Source organism: Homoserinimonas sedimenticola, from assembly GCF_026094475.1.
GTDB classification, from domain to species: domain Bacteria; phylum Actinomycetota; class Actinomycetes; order Actinomycetales; family Microbacteriaceae; genus Homoserinimonas; species Homoserinimonas sedimenticola.
Window position 1 is genome coordinate 2,291,416 of record NZ_JAPELL010000001.1, and the last position, 15,935, is coordinate 2,307,350.

Below are 15,935 nucleotides of genomic sequence, written 5' to 3' on the forward strand. Positions count from 1 at the left end.
TTATCCACAGCGCGACGTACGCCTTGTACATGACGTACGCCAGACGTATGCTCGGTGCATGAGCTTGGCGACCGACTATCCCTCAGCTGTCTCGGCGCGTGCCGACTTCAAGTCGGTGCTGGATGCGGCGAGCCGTGGTCGGGCTGTGACGATCTCCCGTGCCGACCGCCGCTTCGCGGTTGTCGATGCGGTCGATCTGCAACAGACCCTCGCCAGCACGATGGCTGCGAACACGCAGGTTGCATTTGAGGATGGCGTCTGGGTGGGGGCGATCCCTGGTCTTCCGATTGCGGCTGAGGGGCGAGATCTGGACGATCTCGTGGCCGAGTTGGTTCAGGCGCTGCGCGAGTACGCAGAGGATTGGGATGCGCGGCTCCACACCTTCCGCAATCACAGCCACAATCGTGCCCTCGTTCAACTGGTGCACCTCTCCACCGACGAGCAGTTGGCACAGTGGCTCTCGGGTGAGTAAGCACCCGGCGGCGACCCGCGCCGATCACCGCAAGTTCTGCTCGGTGGAGGGATGGCAGGTGGTGCGTGACGCGGTCGGCCGCGAGGCGCGACACCACGTGACCTTGGAGCTCGAAACCTCGGATGGGCGGGTGCTCCGCACGCGCATCTCGCGCCCCGTCGGGCCCGACACCTACGGCGCCTCACTGTGGCGTCACATTTTGCGTGACCAACTGGATGTCACTGCCGACGAGTTTTGGCGCTGCGTCAACGACGGCATCGTTCCCGAGCGCTCTGCGGATTCGACTCCTGTGCCGGTGAAGCCGCTCCCGCTGAGCCTCGTGAAAGCTCTGCTCGCCGCAGGCGTATCGCCCGCCGAGCTGGAGGGACTCACGGCGGCAGAGGCGAAAGCGCTGCTCAAAGGCAAGTAGTTCTCGGGGCGGCTAGCAGCCGGGGCCGGTGGGGTCTTGCTGGCAGGTTTTGTCGACGAGGACGGTGTTGATGGTGACGACATCGATGGGAAAGGGGGCGGATGCGATGGCGAGGGTTCCGGGGACGTCCCACCAGGTGCCGTCGGCGGTGTAGGCGGCGCGAACGGTGTAGTGGGTGATGAGGGTGACCTCGTAGGTGCCCTTTTCGGTGTACCGGTGGCTGGTGGGGGTGGGGTCGAACTCTGCGAGGCCGAGCTCGGCCCAGGTGTTGCCGGGGGTGCGGGTCATTTGTGTGGTGCCGTCGCCGTAGTGCCATTCGTAGGCGATGGGGGTGAACTCGGCGGATGCGGGTTGCCCGAGGAGGGTGCCGGTGCGGATGTGGGTGGTGGCGTCGGCGATGAAGTTGCTGTGGGCGTTGCGCAGGGCGAAGGTGCCGGGTTCGAAGGAGGGGGTGCCTGCGGCGGGGGCGAAGGAGACGAAGTCGGAGATTGTGACGGGTGCGGTAGGGTCGCGGTCGCCGCCCGTGGACCAGCATTCGCCCTGGATGAAGACGTTGCCGGGGCAAGGGTCGTGGGGGAGCCAGACGACCGGTTCCGGGACTGTGAACGCGATTGACCGTGGCCCTGGGGCGAACGGAACCGGGGGTGCTTGATCGCCAGGATCTGTTGCCCTGATGGTCGCCTTGCCGTCCTGCAGCGTGGTACTCCAGTTGAGATGCTTCGGCGGCGGAGGCGAGGTGTCAGATGGAGGTGTTGACTGTGGCGGGGTGTCAGATGGAGGTGTTGGCGGTGGCGGGGTGTCAGATGGAGGTGTTGGGGGAGGAGGCGGAAGTGGTGCGGTGGAAGCAGTAGCAGCGAGCAGAACGGCCAAAGCCAGCGACGCCCTCAACATGGTGATTCCGGCCACGGTTCGCTGGTGACAAGCTGCAGCTTTGTGTCCCCCGCAGTCGGGGCGGCAACGAGCGTGACCTGGTGCAGGAAGCGGGGCTCTGGGGTTTCACGCTGAGCTTCTTGCCCTGCTGCGTTGAAAGCTCGCACTCCCGAATAGTCCACGCAGGTTGTGACGATCAGATGGGTTAGGCCGCCCGAGTTATACATCTGTTGGAATCGGGTGCCGTCGGTCATGTACTCGCCGACCTGAGTGAACTTTCCGCGCTGGAAGATTTCAACGCCCACTTGCTCGGACGCCATGCGCTCGTCCGTCACGAGCGGTCGAAGCAATTCGAGCTTCTCCCCGCCGGACTGGTACACCTCGTTGGTCGCAGCCCAGTACTCCTTAATGAGGGCGTCGGCTGCGGCGACTGCTTCCTCCTCCGAGGCGAAGGGAGACGAGGCCGACGGCTCGGGCGAGGGCGCCGCGGGCGCTTCAGGTGCGGACGAGCATCCGGTGAGCAGGAGCGCCAGCGCGGCGAGCGGGGCGAGGGCGGAGGGGCGCAGCATCCGCTCAGCGTATGGCGGCAGCGGGAAGACTCGCGGGAATTATCCACAGAGGTCGGCCCCGCTAGAGGTAGACGTCGTACGCCCACACGGCCCCCGCCCAGCACCCGCCGATGACGACTGCGAAGAGCAGCAACCACACGGGCGACGGCACGCCGGTGCGGCGGTAGAGGAGGTAAGCGTCGGAGGTCGCGAGTTGGCCCCGGTGGCGGGTGTGCACCGCGATGACGCTGCCGAGCCCGCGCACCGAGCCGACGAGCAGTGCGATGCCGAGCACCAGCAGGGCATACGTCTGCACGTCGGGTGGCGCGAGGAACCACAGCGCGGCGCTCACCGCGATGGAGGTGAGCACAACGAGGACGCCGAAGAGGTTCCGGATGACAAGCAGCGTCAACACCAGGATGACCCCGCCCGCGAAGAGTGCAATCGACGGGTACCCGGCGAACACCGCCCACAGCTGGCCCGCGCCCACGATCGCCGGGGCCGGGTAGCCCATGAGCCCGCTGATGACGGCGCGCCCCGTGCCGACGCTGAGCGCCTCACCCGAATGATTGCGGCGGATCCGGATGCCGCGCACCACCCGCCCTGTGAGCATCGCCGCGACGGCATGGCCGAGTTCATGGACGAGGGTCGTGAAGAGCCCGAAGATCTGCCAGCTGGCGCGCGGGATGCTGATGAGCGCGGCGACCGCGACGATCACGAGCATCGCCCACGGGGAGAGCTGAAGGGGCTCGGCGCGGGTGAAAAGGGTCGACCAGTCGAAGTCCACGGGTAGTGTCGCAGCGAGAGGGCGTCAGCCGATGAGGGTCAGCATGAGCCGCGAGTTGGCAACCGCCTCAACCTCATGCCGCACACCAGCCGAGAACCGCACGATCGTGCCCGGCGTCAGGGTCATCGTGGTGCCTTCGCTCACCACCCGCAGCTCGCCGTCGAGCGCTTGCATGATGAGCGTCTTCGGTGCCGCATGGTCCTTCATGACGTGCCCAGCCTCGAAGGCGAGCACGATCACCCGCACGTCCTCGGACTTCAGCACCGTGTGGTGCCCCAGTTTTCCGGATTCGATTGGCGCGGCGGCAAGAAGGTCGCTCACGACGGTCACTGCGGATGCTTCGCTCATAGTTTCAGCGTAGGTGGTGCCACCGAGCGAGGCGCCTAAGCCCGCGACATCCGCCGCGACATCCGCGCCAGTCCCAGCCCGACGAGCAGCAGCGCGAGCGCCCCGCCCGTGAGGACCCCCGCCTCGCTCGGCCCCGTGGCCGGGAGGACGGCGGCGGGCACGAGTGCGTCGGGCGCGAGCACGGTGACCGACATCGAGTCGGTGTGCACGGTGCCGTCGGGCAGGGTGTAGGTGACGACGAGGTGGTGCTGCCCGGGCGGCACATTCGCGGGCGGGCTCACGGCGAGCGCGAAGCCTCCGGATGCTCCCACCACCGTGCTGCCGAGGAGCACGGGTGTCGAGTGCAGTTCCACCTTGACGATCGTTCCGACGGGGAGAGGTTTCGGCTCGGGTTGGTTCTTCAGGAGTTCCTTCCGCTGCTCCGCCGCGGCCGCGATCTTGTCGGCGACCTCCTGCGCCTTCGCGGCAGCATCCGCCTGGGCCTTTGCCTTACGTTCCTGCTGCTGCGCCTGCGCCTGCTCCTGCTTGGCCTGGATCGCCTGCAGCACCTGGTTCTGCAGCTCGGCCTGCCGCGCCTCGAGTTCCTTCTGCTTTTGGAGTTCGCGCTGTCGCGCAGCCTCCTGCATGGCCGCAAGCGCTTGCTGCCGCTGCTGCTCGGCCTCAGTCTGGGCGGCCTTGCGCATGTTCTCTAGCTCCTGCGCGAGGGTGGCATTCTCGGTGCCGAGCACAAGCTGCGGCGACTTCGGAGTCGTCGGGGCGCTGTCGGCGTCGAGCACACCGCCGGGCGGGGTGAGCATGAACATGGGCATACCGGTTGTCGGGTCCACGCCGATGTTGAGATCCATGGGACCAGAGGGCCGACTCTTCTCCGCGAGCTCGTCGAGGGCATCCTCCGGCGAGGTTCCCCGGTTCACGAAGGTGTTCAGGTCAACGCCGAGCCCCAACGTGGGCGTCACGAGCCCGCCGAAGGTGGGCGTGGTGACCTTCGAGGCGAGCACCTCGAGGCTGACCTCAAGGGTGACGGTGCCACGGGCATCCGTTGCCGTGATCTGCAAGCTTCGTGAGGGTGCCGCAGCGGATGCTGTGCCGCTGATTGTGCCGCGGGTGCTGTTGAAGACGAGGCCGTTGGGGAGGGTGCCGTGCAGCTCGTAGCTCACGTCGCCGCTCGCACCGTTCGCCGGGAAGGAGTAGGTGACCGCCTTGCCCGCAAGCGGGGTGAGCTGGGTCGGCCCCGAGAGCGACAGCACCCGCACGGTGACAGGCAGTTCGGTGCCGTACTGCTGCGGGCTGCCGGGCATCTGGAAGTCGATTGTGAGGCTGTGCGACCCGTTCGCGACATCGCCGGGCAGCGCGGTGATGATGCTGAAGCGTCCCTCGTCGTCGGTGTCGGCGGCGCCGAGCTCCTCGCCGTCGAAGGAGGCGGTCGCGACCGTGCCGAGGGGGAGGCCCCCGGCACCGCGCAGCTCGAACTCGACGCCGCGCGGCAGGTCGCTGAGGTCGAGCGGCTCGCCCGTGGCATCCAGCGCGGTGACCTGCAGTGCGCTGGCCGGCAGCACCTCGAACGAGGCCTCGTAGGGTGCGCTGCCGGTGTCGGCGGTCGCGTAGAGGTAGGCGGCGCCCTGGTAGGTGGAGGTGGGCGTGCCGACGTAGCTGGCGGTCGCCTGGTCGAAGGTCACCCCGGGCGGAAGTTCGGCGCAGTCACCGCGCCAGGTGACGGGCCCGTTCGCGTCGGTCGTAAACGGGGCCGGCGCGAGCGCTGTGCCGACGAAGCCGTACAACGAGTTCGGGCCATTCACCTCGAGCTGCCCGGTGACCCCCGTGCATTCCTCGTCGAGGGCGGATGCCGCGGCCGGGGTCGCGAGCGCCGTGAATGCCAGCACGGCGGAAAGCAGGAGCGCGAGGCGGGCGGGGGTGCGGGTCACGTGTTTCCTCCGTCGGGGTGGACTCGGCGAGCGTCGGAACAGACAAAGTATCAATATATCGGGCGGTCGCGAGGGGGCGGCATGCCCCGTTGTGGGGGTATCCGTGGGGGTGCTTTCGGTGGATGGCGGTGCTGGCGCTTAGCCTGTCGGGGAGCCACGCGAGGGGGAACGAACATGAGCACGCACGAGATCAAGTGCCCGGGCTGCGGTCAGGCCTTCACGATCGACGAGTCGAGCTACGCGGACATCGCCAAGCAGGTGCGCGACAAGGAGTTCACGGCGCAGTTGCACGAGCGTCTGGCGCTCGCCGAGCAGGAGAAGAAGGCCGCGCTGGAGCTGGCTGAGGCGAAGGCTTCCGGAGCGCTGGCGGATGCTGCGGCGGCGAGTGCGGCGGAGGTTCAGGAGCTCAAGGCGCAGCTCGAAGCATCCGAAGTCTCGCAGAAGATGGCGGTGACGGAGGCGCTCGCTCTCGTCGAGAAGCAGCGCGACGCGCTAGCGAACGAGCTCGAGCAGGCACGGGCGGAGCGCACGGCGGCGGAGGAGCTGGCGGCGGCCCGGCTCGCGGCCGAACTGCAGAAGACGGCGTCGGAGAAGGATGCCGAGATCGAGAAGCTGAAGTCGCAGCTGTCGTCGGTCGAGGTCGCCAAGAAGCTGGAACTCACCGAGGCGCTCACCGGGGTCGAGCGGGAACGCGACGAGCTGCGCAGCGGTCTCGAGAAGGTGCAGCTGGAGAAGCAGCTCGAGGCGACGTCGCTCAAGGAGCGCTTCGAGATCCAGATCAAGGACCGCGATGACGCGATCGAGCGGCTGCGGGACATGAAGGCGAAGCTCTCGACCAAGATGGTGGGCGAGACGCTGGAGCAGCACTGCGAGATCGAGTTCAACCGCATCCGGGCGACGGCGTTCCCGCGGGCGTACTTCGAGAAGGACAACGACGCGCGCAGCGGCAGCAAGGGCGACTTCATCTTCAGGGACACGGATGCCGCGGGCACCGAGATCGTGTCGATCATGTTCGAGATGAAGAACGAGGCGGACGCGACGGCCTCGAAGAAGAAGAACGAGGACTTTCTCAAGGAGCTCGACAAGGACAGGAACGAGAAGGGCTGCGAATACGCGATCCTCGTCTCGCTGCTGGAGCCGGAGAGCGAGCTCTACAACACCGGCATCGTCGATGTCTCGCACCGCTACCCGAAGATGTTCGTCATCCGCCCGCAGTTCTTCATCCAGATGATCACGCTGCTGCGCAACGCCGCGATGAGCTCGCTCGAGTACAAGACGGAGCTGGAGGCGGTGAAGGCGCAGAACGTCGACATCACGAAGTTTGAGGAGCAGATCAGCGAGTTCCGGCACGCCTTCGGGCGCAACTACCGCCTCGCGTCCGACGGCTTCACGGAGGCGGTGCACCGCATCGACGAGGCCATCAAGGACCTGCAGAAGGTCAAGGATGCGCTGCACAAGTCGGCGAACAACCTGCGCCTGGCCAACGACAAGGCCGAGGATCTCAGTATCAAGAAGCTGACGCGGGGGAACCCGACGATGGCGGCGAAGTTTGCTGAGCTGGAGGGGGCTTCGGACTAGTTCAGCCCCGGAAAGCGTCAGTCACGCAGCACGGCAACGCCCAGCTCGGCCGCGGCGCGCGCCAGCTGATCGTCGAAGGTCGCGAGGGGGCCGGGCTGTTGTGTCGCGACCGTGAGCACGCAGCAGTCGGGCATTTTGAGTCCTGTGTCGGCTCGGAGTTCGGCGAGGGTCAGTGGCTCGTCTTCGCTTGGCGCGTGGGTGCGGACCCCCATGACGCGTAGGTCGGCGAGCAGGCGGGCTGCTCGTCCGATTCGCACGGCCCCGACGAGGACTTCGGCGAGGGTGAGCGGATGCATCGCGAATCCGTCAGCGGCGTGACTCTCGATCATCCGGACGGCGCGCTCGTGGTGCGGGTCGCTCGCATCGAGGAACGCGATGACGACGCTCGCGTCGAGCACGATCATGCGGGCCAGTCGGCGCGGAGACCGTCCAGATACCCAGGTCCGTAAGCACCCGTGTACGCCCCGCGCACTCGGCGCATGGCCGCTGCCCGGTCTGGGTGCCGAGGGCTGTCGGCGAGTGCGTCGCCTCCGGCGAGGATGGTCCGCACGATCAGTCGGGATCTCGGCTCGTCCGGCCAGAGCTTGGCCGCCTCATCCAGCGCGCGGGCGACATCGTCCGTCTCTGTGACCTGATAGCGGCGCCGGGCGGTAGGCATGCGGCGAGTGTACCACTCTGGAGATAGGTGGTACACCGATCTACCCAGCTCCATCGGGCTCGCGGTTAGCTGCAGCAGCGCGTCGTTCGCGGAGAAGCTCTTCGTGTTGCGTGCAGGCCAGGCAGGCGCACGGGTAATCGTGCGGCCCGGGCAAGACGGCCGCCCGGGGGAGGTGCTCCATTCCGATGTAATCGCGGTAGCTGTAGCGAGGGCCGCGTGAGTACAGATCCCGGCCGTTTGAGAGGTAGTTGTTGAGGAGTTTGTACTCGACGAGCTCCGGCGCGAGAGCGAGGCTTTCGTGCTGGTGCTCAAGTACACAACTGAGGTCGACTGGCAGGTCCGTGTCCAGTCGCGCGAACGCATAGTAGGCGACCTCACCGAGCTCGCTGTTGCTCAGCATGTCGGCGATGCGAGGGATGCACTCCTCGACTGATTGCATATGGCGCGTACTCACCTTCCTCATGTCGAGCTGCCGAAGATTCTTGTCCATGGTGATGACCCACATCCCCATTCGTCTTCGGTCGCGGCCCCGCCGAAAGAGCTTGGGAGCGAACAGCTGCAAGAGGTCGTATCCCGCTTCGATGATCATGCGGCGAGCGTAGGGATCCCGAGAACGGGCGTGCCGGGGGCGGGCCAGGTCCGTGCAGAAGCTTTCAATGAGGAAGGTGTGGAGGAGCGCTGGCCATGGTGACGTCATTAAGCGCGGTGTGCTGGTCTCGCATGCGCGCCAGTCCCCTATTCCGACGGGGCTACTAGTCGTGATCCCGCAAGCGACGTGCAGCTTCGTCCTGAATCGCTTGTTGCCCCTCGGGGGTGTGAAACAGGGTGTACTCGATCATTGCGTTGATTCTCTGAGCCCAGGTGCTCCGAGCCGAGTTCGAGCCCGCGATGAGAAACAATGCGAGGAGGACGCCGGCGACACCTCAACCAATGGCTCCAGGAGTCAGGAGCCCCGCAAATAATGACACGCCAAGAAGGCAACCCGCTCCGAAGCGAAGCAGGCCGAAGTTCTCAAACCGCTGCTTCTGCCGTTGTACTCCCTTTCAATATCCACTGCGTGACCTTTCGCGTTCATTGGCTTTTCGTGCTTACTGCCAGATTTCTAGCGCGGCTGGGTCCCACATCTCCATTTGCGCGACACCTTCGTAGAGGTAGATCTCGCCCGTCCCGCAGAGAGTCACACCATGCTCAATCGGCTGGAGATAGATGTCCCAAAAGATGATGGTGAATCGTCCGGCGGAGGGGTAGTCCTGCCCGATATTAAGGAATGTGCCATCGCCGGTCTCGCGTGCGCTCATGAGCGGGCCGCATACGCGCTGCACCGTTCCCGAATGCTCCCGTGCACTGTTCCACCCGAGGCCGCCGTCGGGCCACTCGGGGCCGACAGCGATGTCGGTTCCGCCGAAGCTGCATTGTCCGTCTTGCTCGAGCAGCCTGACCGCTTCGGACCTAACCCGGTAGTTGAGCAACTCCTCGCAGGAGTCGATTCTGAATGCGCCGTCTGTCGAGTTGGAGAGGTAGTCGACGGCAATCTCGTACTCATTCGAACAGTGGTCCGTCAGCGCCTGCAGAGTGGAGTCAATGTCACCGGTGCCAGAGCGTTCGTATGCAATGGCGGATGCCAGTAGCTGCGAGCAGCTAGGAGCTGAGTAAGCCGAATCCGCGTAGGAAGCGCGCGTGCACGCAGTCGTCGATGCAATAAGCACCAACGCGATGGTTGACGCAACTGCGAGCTTTGGGGCCTTCATCGTGTGTCCATTTCCCAATAGTTGGGCGTCGCCTTGTCGCATTCGCCTGCTGCTCGCGAGTCCAGGACTCAGCATCACAGCGCTGCACGAGCCTGACTCAAGTTTCCCAACTAGGGAGGTGGGACGATGCCCCCAGAACGGGCGGGTGTGCGGCTCATTCGGCCTTCAGGGTGGGAGTAGTTCCGCCGAACTCAGCAGCTCCCCAACCACAACCGATCCCGAGCCCGCGTCGCCGCCACATAGCGCTCCCGGTAGGCACGCGACATCCGCTCGTCGTCGGGGTTGACCGTGTCGGGCAGGCGGGGCGTCCATGGCAGCAGCACCGCCTTGAACTCGAGGCCCTTCGCCCGCTTGATCGTGCCGACCTTGACCTTGTGCACGGTGGTGCCGTCGTAGTCCTCGAGGTTGATGCAGTCGAGGTCTGCCGCCTTCACCATCGCCATGACCTTCTTGACCTGCCAGTTGGTGTCGCACAGCACCGCAATGTCCCCGAGGGAGTAGCCCTCGTGCGCCGCGGCCTGGCGCACCCGGCGGACGAGAGCGGCATCGTGTTCGGCAGGCGTGGCGAAGTGGTCGAAGATCGGCGGCGTGCCCTCGCGGCGGAGGCCTGCCAGCTCCGGGGAGTCGTCAGTCGCGGCATCCGGTGCTGGCGCAGCCGTGTCGTCGATGTCGACGTAGCCGGTCGCCGCGATGGTCCTGTTGGCGAAGTCGAGGATCGCGACCGTGTTGCGATAGTTGACGCTGAGCACGACGCCGCGTCCGGCGAGGGAGATGCCCGCCTCGCTGAGCACGTAGCCGCCCGGGTAGATGCTCTGCTGGCCGTCGCCGATGAGGGTGAAGGCGTCGGTGGCGTCGCCGACGAGGGAGTGCAGCATCCGGATCATGGCGAGCGAAAGGTCCTGCGCCTCGTCGACGATGACGGCGCTGTAGCCCTCGAGCGGCTGCTGCTGCAGGGACCGCTCGGCGAGCAGGATGATGTCGTTGAAGTCGTGGATGCCCGCCGCGCGCAGCCCGTCTTCGTAGGCGCGGTAGAGGGCCCAGACGGCGCGGCGGTCGTCCATGTTGAGGCGGATGCTGCGGCCAGGGCGCGCACATTCGGCGTACGCCTCAAACGTGGTGAAGCCGCGGCCCTTGATGACCGAGTCGACCTCTTCGCGCCAGTACTCGTCGTCGCGGCTGCCAGCGCGGGCGGCGAGGCGCTCCGTGTGCTCGGCGGGGAGGCTCTTCCACGTGGTGTTCCAGACTTTCGAGGCCTCACGACCGCTCAGGTTGTGACGGATGCCGCGCTGCCGCAGCACATCGAGTGCCCACTTGTGGACGCTCACGAACTCGACCCGCTCAACGACGGAAGGGTCGAGCCGCTTGAGAAGGTTCGCCATGACGGCGGGCAGCGTCTTGACGAAGGTCGTGAACAGCACCTTGCCCTCGGGGTGCATGCGGGCGAGGTAGGCGGCGCGGTGCAGGCCGACGACGGTCTTGCCCGTCCCCGCGGAACCCCGGATGCGGGCCGGCCCGTTGAACGTGCGGCGCACGAGCTTCGCCTGGCTGGGGTGGAGGAACGTCATCCACCCCTCGATCTCCTCGGCGAGCTGGGCGAGCGTGAGCGCCTCGAGCACTTCGGCCTCCGTGAGGAGGGCGCCGTCTTCGAACAGCTCGTCGGAAATCTCGTCGACCAACTCGTCGACCGCGGGCTCGGCGATGACGGTCGGGATGCTCTCGATTTGCGGCCCGACGTAGGCGGGGAAGTACTGAATCGCGACCGCCAGTACGCGCTCGACCTCGCCGATGCTGAGACGGTTGCCGCGCTTGGCGAAGTGGCGATGGATGTCGTCAGCCCCGACCACCTCGACGGGCCCGACTTCACCGATCTGCTTGCTATGTCCGTGCATCGCAAGCACCGAGCGAACTTCGCCAGGCGCTAAACCGACCTCCGCGAAGGCGGACTCGGCGTCGTTGGCGACGTCGGCGAGGCGAAGGACGTCGTCCGTGACATCCGCGTCTCCCCGGAACATGCTGCCGCCGGCGATCGTGAAGTCGTTCCAGTGCTTGGAATCGACGATCCACACGCCGGACGGGCCGACGACGATGAGGTCGAGCTGGGCTGACTTGGAGCCGGGCCACTTGCGGTCGGCGAGGAGGTGGTAGCCGTGCGCGAGGAGCGGGGCGAGCCGGTGGGCGAGTTTGCGTTCGGCGATCGCGGCGGCGGCGTAGCGGGCCGCCTCAGCTCTGGCGCTCGCCGCCTCACTCTCGAAACTCGCGCTGAGTGCGCTCAACGCCTGCGCGCGTTGCGCTGCTGATCCCCCGGCCGCCATGTGATCCCCCGATCGACGATGTGAGAGTCATTGTTGCAGGTGCGGACCCGATTTCGGGGGCCGGCGGTCTCGGGGCGGCTCGATTTATCCCCAGAGCGGGGGGTTCTCTTTCGCTGTCGGTATACCACGTCGGTGGTGGCCCCTAGAGTTGCAAAGCGCTCGCAATCAATGGGCGGGTACGCCTTCCGGGGGGAACGATATGGAGTCCGAAGAACGAGGCATCTGGGATGCGCTTGGCTTGCTCTGGCCAGACTTTAGCGCGTTGGGCAGGGGAGAGCCCGCCGGTCTGAGCGCGCTCTTCATCATCCTCCTCCTCGTGATCGCTGGTGCGTTCGCGTTCCAGCTGGTGCGTTATGTGCGCCGTGCGCACAACAGGATCGTGGCGGTCCGTTCGCTGACGAGTGATCTGACGACGGACGTGCTGGTGATGAAGCGGGAGAGTGTTCGCGCGCGCTCCGAAGCCGAGACATTCAACCCGGAGGCGCGCGACATTTGGCGAGAGTTCGATGAAACCCTCGTTGAGTCACCGGATGGCAAAGCGCTCTGGAACACTCTGGACGCCGAACAGTTCTTCAATACACATTCACTCGCGCCGGAACTCGTCCATAACCGGCTACTGACCGTCGTGCCCGCTCTTCTAACCGCCATCGGCGTGCTCGGCACGTTTATCGGTCTCGCCACCGGCCTCAACGGTCTTGAGCTCAGCACGGACTCGAGCGTTGAGGAGCTGAAGTACGGCATCGATGTGCTGATCGCAGGGGCCGCGGTGGCGTTCATGACGTCGGTGTGGGGTGTTGCCTTGAGCCTGATTGCCAACTTCTTTGAGAAGGACTGGGAACGCAGGATCGGTCGCAGAATCTCTGCCCTGCAGCGGGACATCGACAAGCTCTACAAGAGACATGCACCTGAGCAGTCGCTCGTGTCCATCATGGAGACGAGTGGCGAATCGGCGACCGCATTGCAAGAACTCCACGAACGGATCGGCAATCAGCTTCAAGAAGCGGTGCAGGGATTGTCGGAGGACCTGCAGACGGCTCTGGTGAGTGCCATTGAGACTGCCATGAAGCCTGCGATGTCTTCGCTCGTAGAACACACCTCCGAGCAGTCAAGCGCGGTCTTTGAATCGCTCGTTGAACGGTTCTCCGAGGGCTTCCGTCGCATCGGCGACACGCAGGCAGAGCGAATGGATGCCGCTTCCGACAGCATCACTTCGGCAGTGAGTTCGTTGTCGAACGAAGTCACCACCGCGATGTCTACTGTGAACGCGAACACCGAAGCGCAGCAGGCGATGCTGTCGGCGGCGTCAGCTCAGTTCCAGGAGAACCTTGGTGAACTTATGCGGCTAGGGGCAGAGCACCGCGAGTCGACCGACGCTGCCCTTGTTGACATGCTGGCGAAGATCAATGCGCTTGCGAGTGGCGTCTCGCAGTCGAGCGATCGCATGGCAAACGCCGCACTTGACCTACGTCAAGCCTCTGAGCGGATCCAGTCGGCAAGCGAGGCTTTGGAAGACAAGTTCAGCGCCTCCGTATCGAAGGTTGAAGTGCTGGCGCAGCAGCAAGAGAGTGCTGCAAGCATGTTCTGGGAGTACTCGGAGAAGTTGGGCGCACTTCAAGCTTCGATGGCAGAGGCAGCGTCGAACCTGCACGGTGCAGCGGAGCTCTCGGGTCAGGGTTTCAAAGAGCTAACAACCCATCAGGAGGCCTTCCTCGCGAGTCTTCGCGGCGACTTTGAACAGACGACCGCGACTCTCCGCACGGAGCTGAGTGGCTTGCAAGAACAGATGCAGCAGTGGCTTCGTGACTACAGCGCGGAGGTGTCGACGCAGGTCCATGAGCGTATGGATAAGTGGAACGAGCACAGCAGCGCGTATGCGGGTGAAATGCTCAAGGCCGCTCGGGCTCTATCGGCAGCGGTCGAGGACCTGGTGCCGCAGCCGTGAAGCTCAGTCGACGCAACCGGGGGCGGAAGGCTGACGAGGACAATCCGTACTGGATGTCCTTTTCTGACCTGATGTCGGCGTTGCTTCTCGTGTTCATCCTCGCTGTTGTCGTCCTAGTGCTTCAGCTCATGCAGAAGCAAGACGAGCTCGAAGGGCAGCGTGAGGCGTTCGCCGATCAACAGACAGAATTCACAAATCAGATCGGCACTCTTCAAGAGGCCGAGTTGGTGAGGGAACAAATCCTCAGCGAGATTCAGGCGGAGCTTGCTGGCCACGGAATCGCGGTGCGCATCAGCGAGAACAACACCGTGCTTAGCATCCCGAGTGAGCTTCTTGGATTCGATTCCGGAGCCTACGTAATCAAGCCGGAGTACCAGCACGTTGCCACGACGATCGGCTCGGTCATCGCCAGCGTGGTCTCAAAGGATGATCGCAGCCGGTATCTCGACACCGTATTCGTTGAGGGGCACACTGATATCGAGGCATTCAACGGGCTCGACGGCATGGGGAACTGGGGGCTTTCCACCTTCAGGGCAATCTCCCTTTGGCAGCACTGGGGGGCGGCGCTCCCCGCTGGCTCGAACCCTGCACTGCTGGTAGCTAGTGACGGTCGGTCTCTCTTCTCGGTGTCAGGCTATGGCGAGACTCGACCCGCCACCGCGACTCAAGCCACAGAAGCGGAGCGCGCGCTCAACCGCCGCATCGATATTCGCTTCACCATCGTTCGGCCGTCCGCGCAGGACCTCATCGACATTCAGGAACAGTTCGAGGGAAGCCTCGAACGATGACCCTCAGGTTGCCTCCTCGACCGGTCGTCCGGGACTGGCCAGCTGACACGATCGAGAGCTGGCAAGCACTCTCCCTCTCCGCTCGTGGTGTCACGAGAAGGGCAGGAACAGGGCGCCGATTTGAGGAGCACCTGGCTGAGCTGCGGCGTCTGATTGACGCGGGCAGTCACGTTGCGCTGCTGGAGGCCGTGTCCGATCGTTCCAAGCTACGGGCACTTGCGACGATCTGGCTCGAGGATGCAGACCGCGCGGAGCGCTCGGTCTCCATCGAAATACTGCAGCGCATGGTCGAGCTGCACAGCATGAAGTTTTCGCTGCTCACGACGTATGTGTTGGTGCACGCCTACCTGAAGTACTTCGACAGGATGGACGACTGGGCGGGCGGAGTCCGCGCCGCTTTCGCAGATGTTCTGGGCGCGGCGGTCGCCCATCAGTCCTCTGCGGGGCGAGGCGATGACGACACTGTTGCTGAGCTTCTGGCACACCCGGAGTTCTACTTCGGTGTAGACGGGCCGGGCCGACTGGCGGAGGCACTTCACTCGCAAGGCGCCAGTCTCCCGCTGTACTTCCGGCGGGCTGGGTTGCTCGGTAGCGACAATGGCAGATTCGGCGAGCTGGTTCGCTACGCCCTCTACATCGTGCAGATTCGAGAGGCTGACCCAGACGAGGACCACGATTTCTTGCGGGAGATCGCGCACCCGGATGTCATCAACGCTCCGGGCAGCGCGGGCCAGCGGTTTGGTCATGACCTATTGATCGAGCTGCTGCGCCGCACCGAGGCCGCGCCAGGTGCCGCTTGGCTTGAGACAGTTCTCGATATCGCCGGTGACCCCCGCATGCGCGCCACGGCACGCTATCTGCAGTGGTGGAATGCGATCCCGGACGACTTGCGAGCCCGCGCTGTCCGATGGCTGAGTGCTCAAGATCTCAAACTCTTCCTCTTGGCAGTGGAAGCCTTCGGTGTCGAAGGTGACATCGACGCGTTGAACCGTCTCTTCCCTTCGCGAAAGAGGTTCTTGCAGGGCCTGTATGACAGCGGGTTCGTGCGGGAGACAAGGTTGATTCTTGGCGACGAGGCTCGAGACTTCGTGCGCCAGCGAGTTGGAAAGGAACTGCGGGCGTCGCTCTCCATCTTGGAGGGGCCGAACAGCTCGGAGACGGCCATCATCTACATGGATTGCGGAACCTTTCACATCGTCGAGGGTTCTCACAACTTCAAGATCTGGACATATTTGGGCGAACCAGACGACGCCTTCGTCAATCGTGCTCGAATGCGATTCTCGCGTCGCGACCTGATTACGACGATTCCGCAGCGGCACCGGGAGCGCTTCGGCTGGAACAGCGTCCAAGACAAAGCACATCAGGGATTTTGGCAGAGGGACCCGATCTATTTCCTGGCGGCGAACAACATCCCGCTACCTCTGGAGGCCGTGCTCGACAGGGCCGACTACGACGCCCTGAAGTACAAATTTGGACTTCCGAGAGTGAGGCTTTGAGTGGCTGGTCAGCAACGATCACTGGTCTCGATGCTTCCTTGGAAGCGAAAGCGAGCC

At 64.7% G+C, this 15,935-nt stretch carries 16 protein-coding genes; 6 read left to right on the plus strand and 10 right to left on the minus strand.

Features of this window, described 5'->3' with window-relative positions; translation table 11 throughout:
* The first annotated feature begins 58 nt into the window (after positions 1-58).
* The gene (locus tag OH146_RS11035) at positions 59-472 is read left to right on the plus strand and encodes a hypothetical protein (protein ID WP_265160473.1); all 414 of its coding nucleotides are present in this window, start codon (positions 59-61) and stop codon (positions 470-472) included.
* Positions 465-881, plus strand: coding sequence for a cytotoxic translational repressor of toxin-antitoxin stability system (locus tag OH146_RS11040; RefSeq protein ID WP_265160475.1), 417 nt, complete (start codon positions 465-467; stop codon positions 879-881). The genes OH146_RS11035 and OH146_RS11040 overlap by 8 nt, the downstream gene beginning before the upstream one ends.
* A 12-nt stretch (positions 882-893) precedes the next feature.
* On the opposite strand, the gene OH146_RS11045 is transcribed toward OH146_RS11040, so the two are convergent.
* From OH146_RS11045 to OH146_RS11065, 5 genes are all read right to left on the minus strand, one after another.
* Positions 894-1,169: a hypothetical protein gene (locus OH146_RS11045; protein WP_265160478.1), complete on the minus strand. Its 276-nt coding sequence runs from the start codon at positions 1,167-1,169 to the stop codon at positions 894-896.
* Between the two features lie 596 nt (positions 1,170-1,765).
* Entirely contained in the window at positions 1,766-2,320 is a 555-nt protein-coding gene (locus tag OH146_RS11050) for a hypothetical protein (protein ID WP_265160481.1), read from the minus strand.
* A gap of 61 nt (positions 2,321-2,381) precedes the next feature.
* A complete protein-coding gene (locus OH146_RS11055) occupies positions 2,382-3,086 on the minus strand; it encodes a M50 family metallopeptidase (RefSeq protein ID WP_265160484.1) in 705 nt (234 codons plus the stop codon).
* Between the two features lie 24 nt (positions 3,087-3,110).
* Entirely contained in the window at positions 3,111-3,434 is a 324-nt protein-coding gene (locus OH146_RS11060; RefSeq protein WP_265160487.1) for a cupin domain-containing protein, read from the minus strand.
* A gap of 35 nt (positions 3,435-3,469) precedes the next feature.
* On the minus strand, positions 3,470-5,356 hold the full coding sequence (locus OH146_RS11065) for a putative Ig domain-containing protein (RefSeq protein WP_265160489.1): 1,887 nt from the start codon (positions 5,354-5,356) through the stop codon (positions 3,470-3,472).
* Positions 5,357-5,530: 174 nt separating this feature from the next.
* Between OH146_RS11065 and OH146_RS11070 the strand changes: the two genes are divergently transcribed.
* Entirely contained in the window at positions 5,531-6,934 is a 1,404-nt protein-coding gene (locus tag OH146_RS11070; protein ID WP_265160491.1) for a DUF2130 domain-containing protein, read from the plus strand.
* A 17-nt stretch (positions 6,935-6,951) separates the two neighbouring features.
* Here the strand turns inward: OH146_RS11070 and OH146_RS11075 are convergent, their stop codons facing one another.
* The 5 genes from OH146_RS11075 to OH146_RS11095 form a co-directional block, all read right to left on the minus strand.
* Positions 6,952-7,338: a type II toxin-antitoxin system VapC family toxin gene (locus OH146_RS11075; protein WP_265160494.1), complete on the minus strand. Its 387-nt coding sequence runs from the start codon at positions 7,336-7,338 to the stop codon at positions 6,952-6,954.
* Complete coding sequence (locus OH146_RS11080; RefSeq protein WP_265160496.1) at positions 7,335-7,592, minus strand: hypothetical protein; 258 nt, start codon at positions 7,590-7,592, stop codon at positions 7,335-7,337. The genes OH146_RS11075 and OH146_RS11080 overlap by 4 nt, the downstream gene beginning before the upstream one ends.
* A 40-nt stretch (positions 7,593-7,632) precedes the next feature.
* The gene (locus OH146_RS11085; protein ID WP_265160499.1) at positions 7,633-8,181 is read right to left on the minus strand and encodes a hypothetical protein; all 549 of its coding nucleotides are present in this window, start codon (positions 8,179-8,181) and stop codon (positions 7,633-7,635) included.
* Positions 8,182-8,680: 499 nt separating this feature from the next.
* Positions 8,681-9,298, minus strand: coding sequence for a hypothetical protein (locus OH146_RS11090; protein ID WP_265160501.1), 618 nt, complete (start codon positions 9,296-9,298; stop codon positions 8,681-8,683).
* A gap of 233 nt (positions 9,299-9,531) precedes the next feature.
* A complete protein-coding gene (locus OH146_RS11095; RefSeq protein WP_265160503.1) occupies positions 9,532-11,613 on the minus strand; it encodes a nuclease-related domain-containing DEAD/DEAH box helicase in 2,082 nt (693 codons plus the stop codon).
* A gap of 238 nt (positions 11,614-11,851) precedes the next feature.
* Here OH146_RS11095 and zorA point away from each other — a divergent pair, with 238 nt between their 5' ends.
* Genes zorA through OH146_RS11110 form a run of 3 tightly spaced genes read left to right on the plus strand, consistent with a single transcriptional unit; the run spans position 11,852 to position 15,878 of the window.
* Positions 11,852-13,594 (plus strand): anti-phage ZorAB system protein ZorA, encoded by a 1,743-nt coding sequence (gene zorA, locus OH146_RS11100; protein WP_265160505.1) that lies wholly within the window; start codon positions 11,852-11,854, stop codon positions 13,592-13,594.
* 53 nt (positions 13,595-13,647) lie between these two features.
* A complete protein-coding gene (locus OH146_RS11105; RefSeq protein WP_265160507.1) occupies positions 13,648-14,382 on the plus strand; it encodes an OmpA/MotB family protein in 735 nt (244 codons plus the stop codon).
* Complete coding sequence (locus OH146_RS11110; RefSeq protein ID WP_265160509.1) at positions 14,379-15,878, plus strand: EH signature domain-containing protein; 1,500 nt, start codon at positions 14,379-14,381, stop codon at positions 15,876-15,878. Before OH146_RS11105 ends, OH146_RS11110 begins: the two co-directional genes overlap by 4 nt.
* Positions 15,879-15,935 lie beyond the last annotated feature (57 nt).

Coding starts and splice junctions, on each gene's coding strand:
- OH146_RS11035 (WP_265160473.1), top strand. CDS start 59: ATGAGCTTGGCGACCGACTATCCCTCAGCTGTCTCGGCGCGTGCCGAC.
- OH146_RS11045 (WP_265160478.1), bottom strand. CDS start 1,169: ATGACCCGCACCCCCGGCAACACCTGGGCCGAGCTCGGCCTCGCAGAG.
- OH146_RS11050 (WP_265160481.1), bottom strand. CDS start 2,320: ATGCTGCGCCCCTCCGCCCTCGCCCCGCTCGCCGCGCTGGCGCTCCTG.
- OH146_RS11060 (WP_265160487.1), bottom strand. CDS start 3,434: ATGAGCGAAGCATCCGCAGTGACCGTCGTGAGCGACCTTCTTGCCGCC.
- OH146_RS11070 (WP_265160491.1), top strand. CDS start 5,531: ATGAGCACGCACGAGATCAAGTGCCCGGGCTGCGGTCAGGCCTTCACG.
- OH146_RS11075 (WP_265160494.1), bottom strand. CDS start 7,338: ATGATCGTGCTCGACGCGAGCGTCGTCATCGCGTTCCTCGATGCGAGC.
- OH146_RS11080 (WP_265160496.1), bottom strand. CDS start 7,592: ATGCCTACCGCCCGGCGCCGCTATCAGGTCACAGAGACGGACGATGTC.
- OH146_RS11085 (WP_265160499.1), bottom strand. CDS start 8,181: ATGATCATCGAAGCGGGATACGACCTCTTGCAGCTGTTCGCTCCCAAG.
- zorA (WP_265160505.1), top strand. CDS start 11,852: ATGGAGTCCGAAGAACGAGGCATCTGGGATGCGCTTGGCTTGCTCTGG.
- OH146_RS11105 (WP_265160507.1), top strand. CDS start 13,648: ATGTCCTTTTCTGACCTGATGTCGGCGTTGCTTCTCGTGTTCATCCTC.
- OH146_RS11110 (WP_265160509.1), top strand. CDS start 14,379: ATGACCCTCAGGTTGCCTCCTCGACCGGTCGTCCGGGACTGGCCAGCT.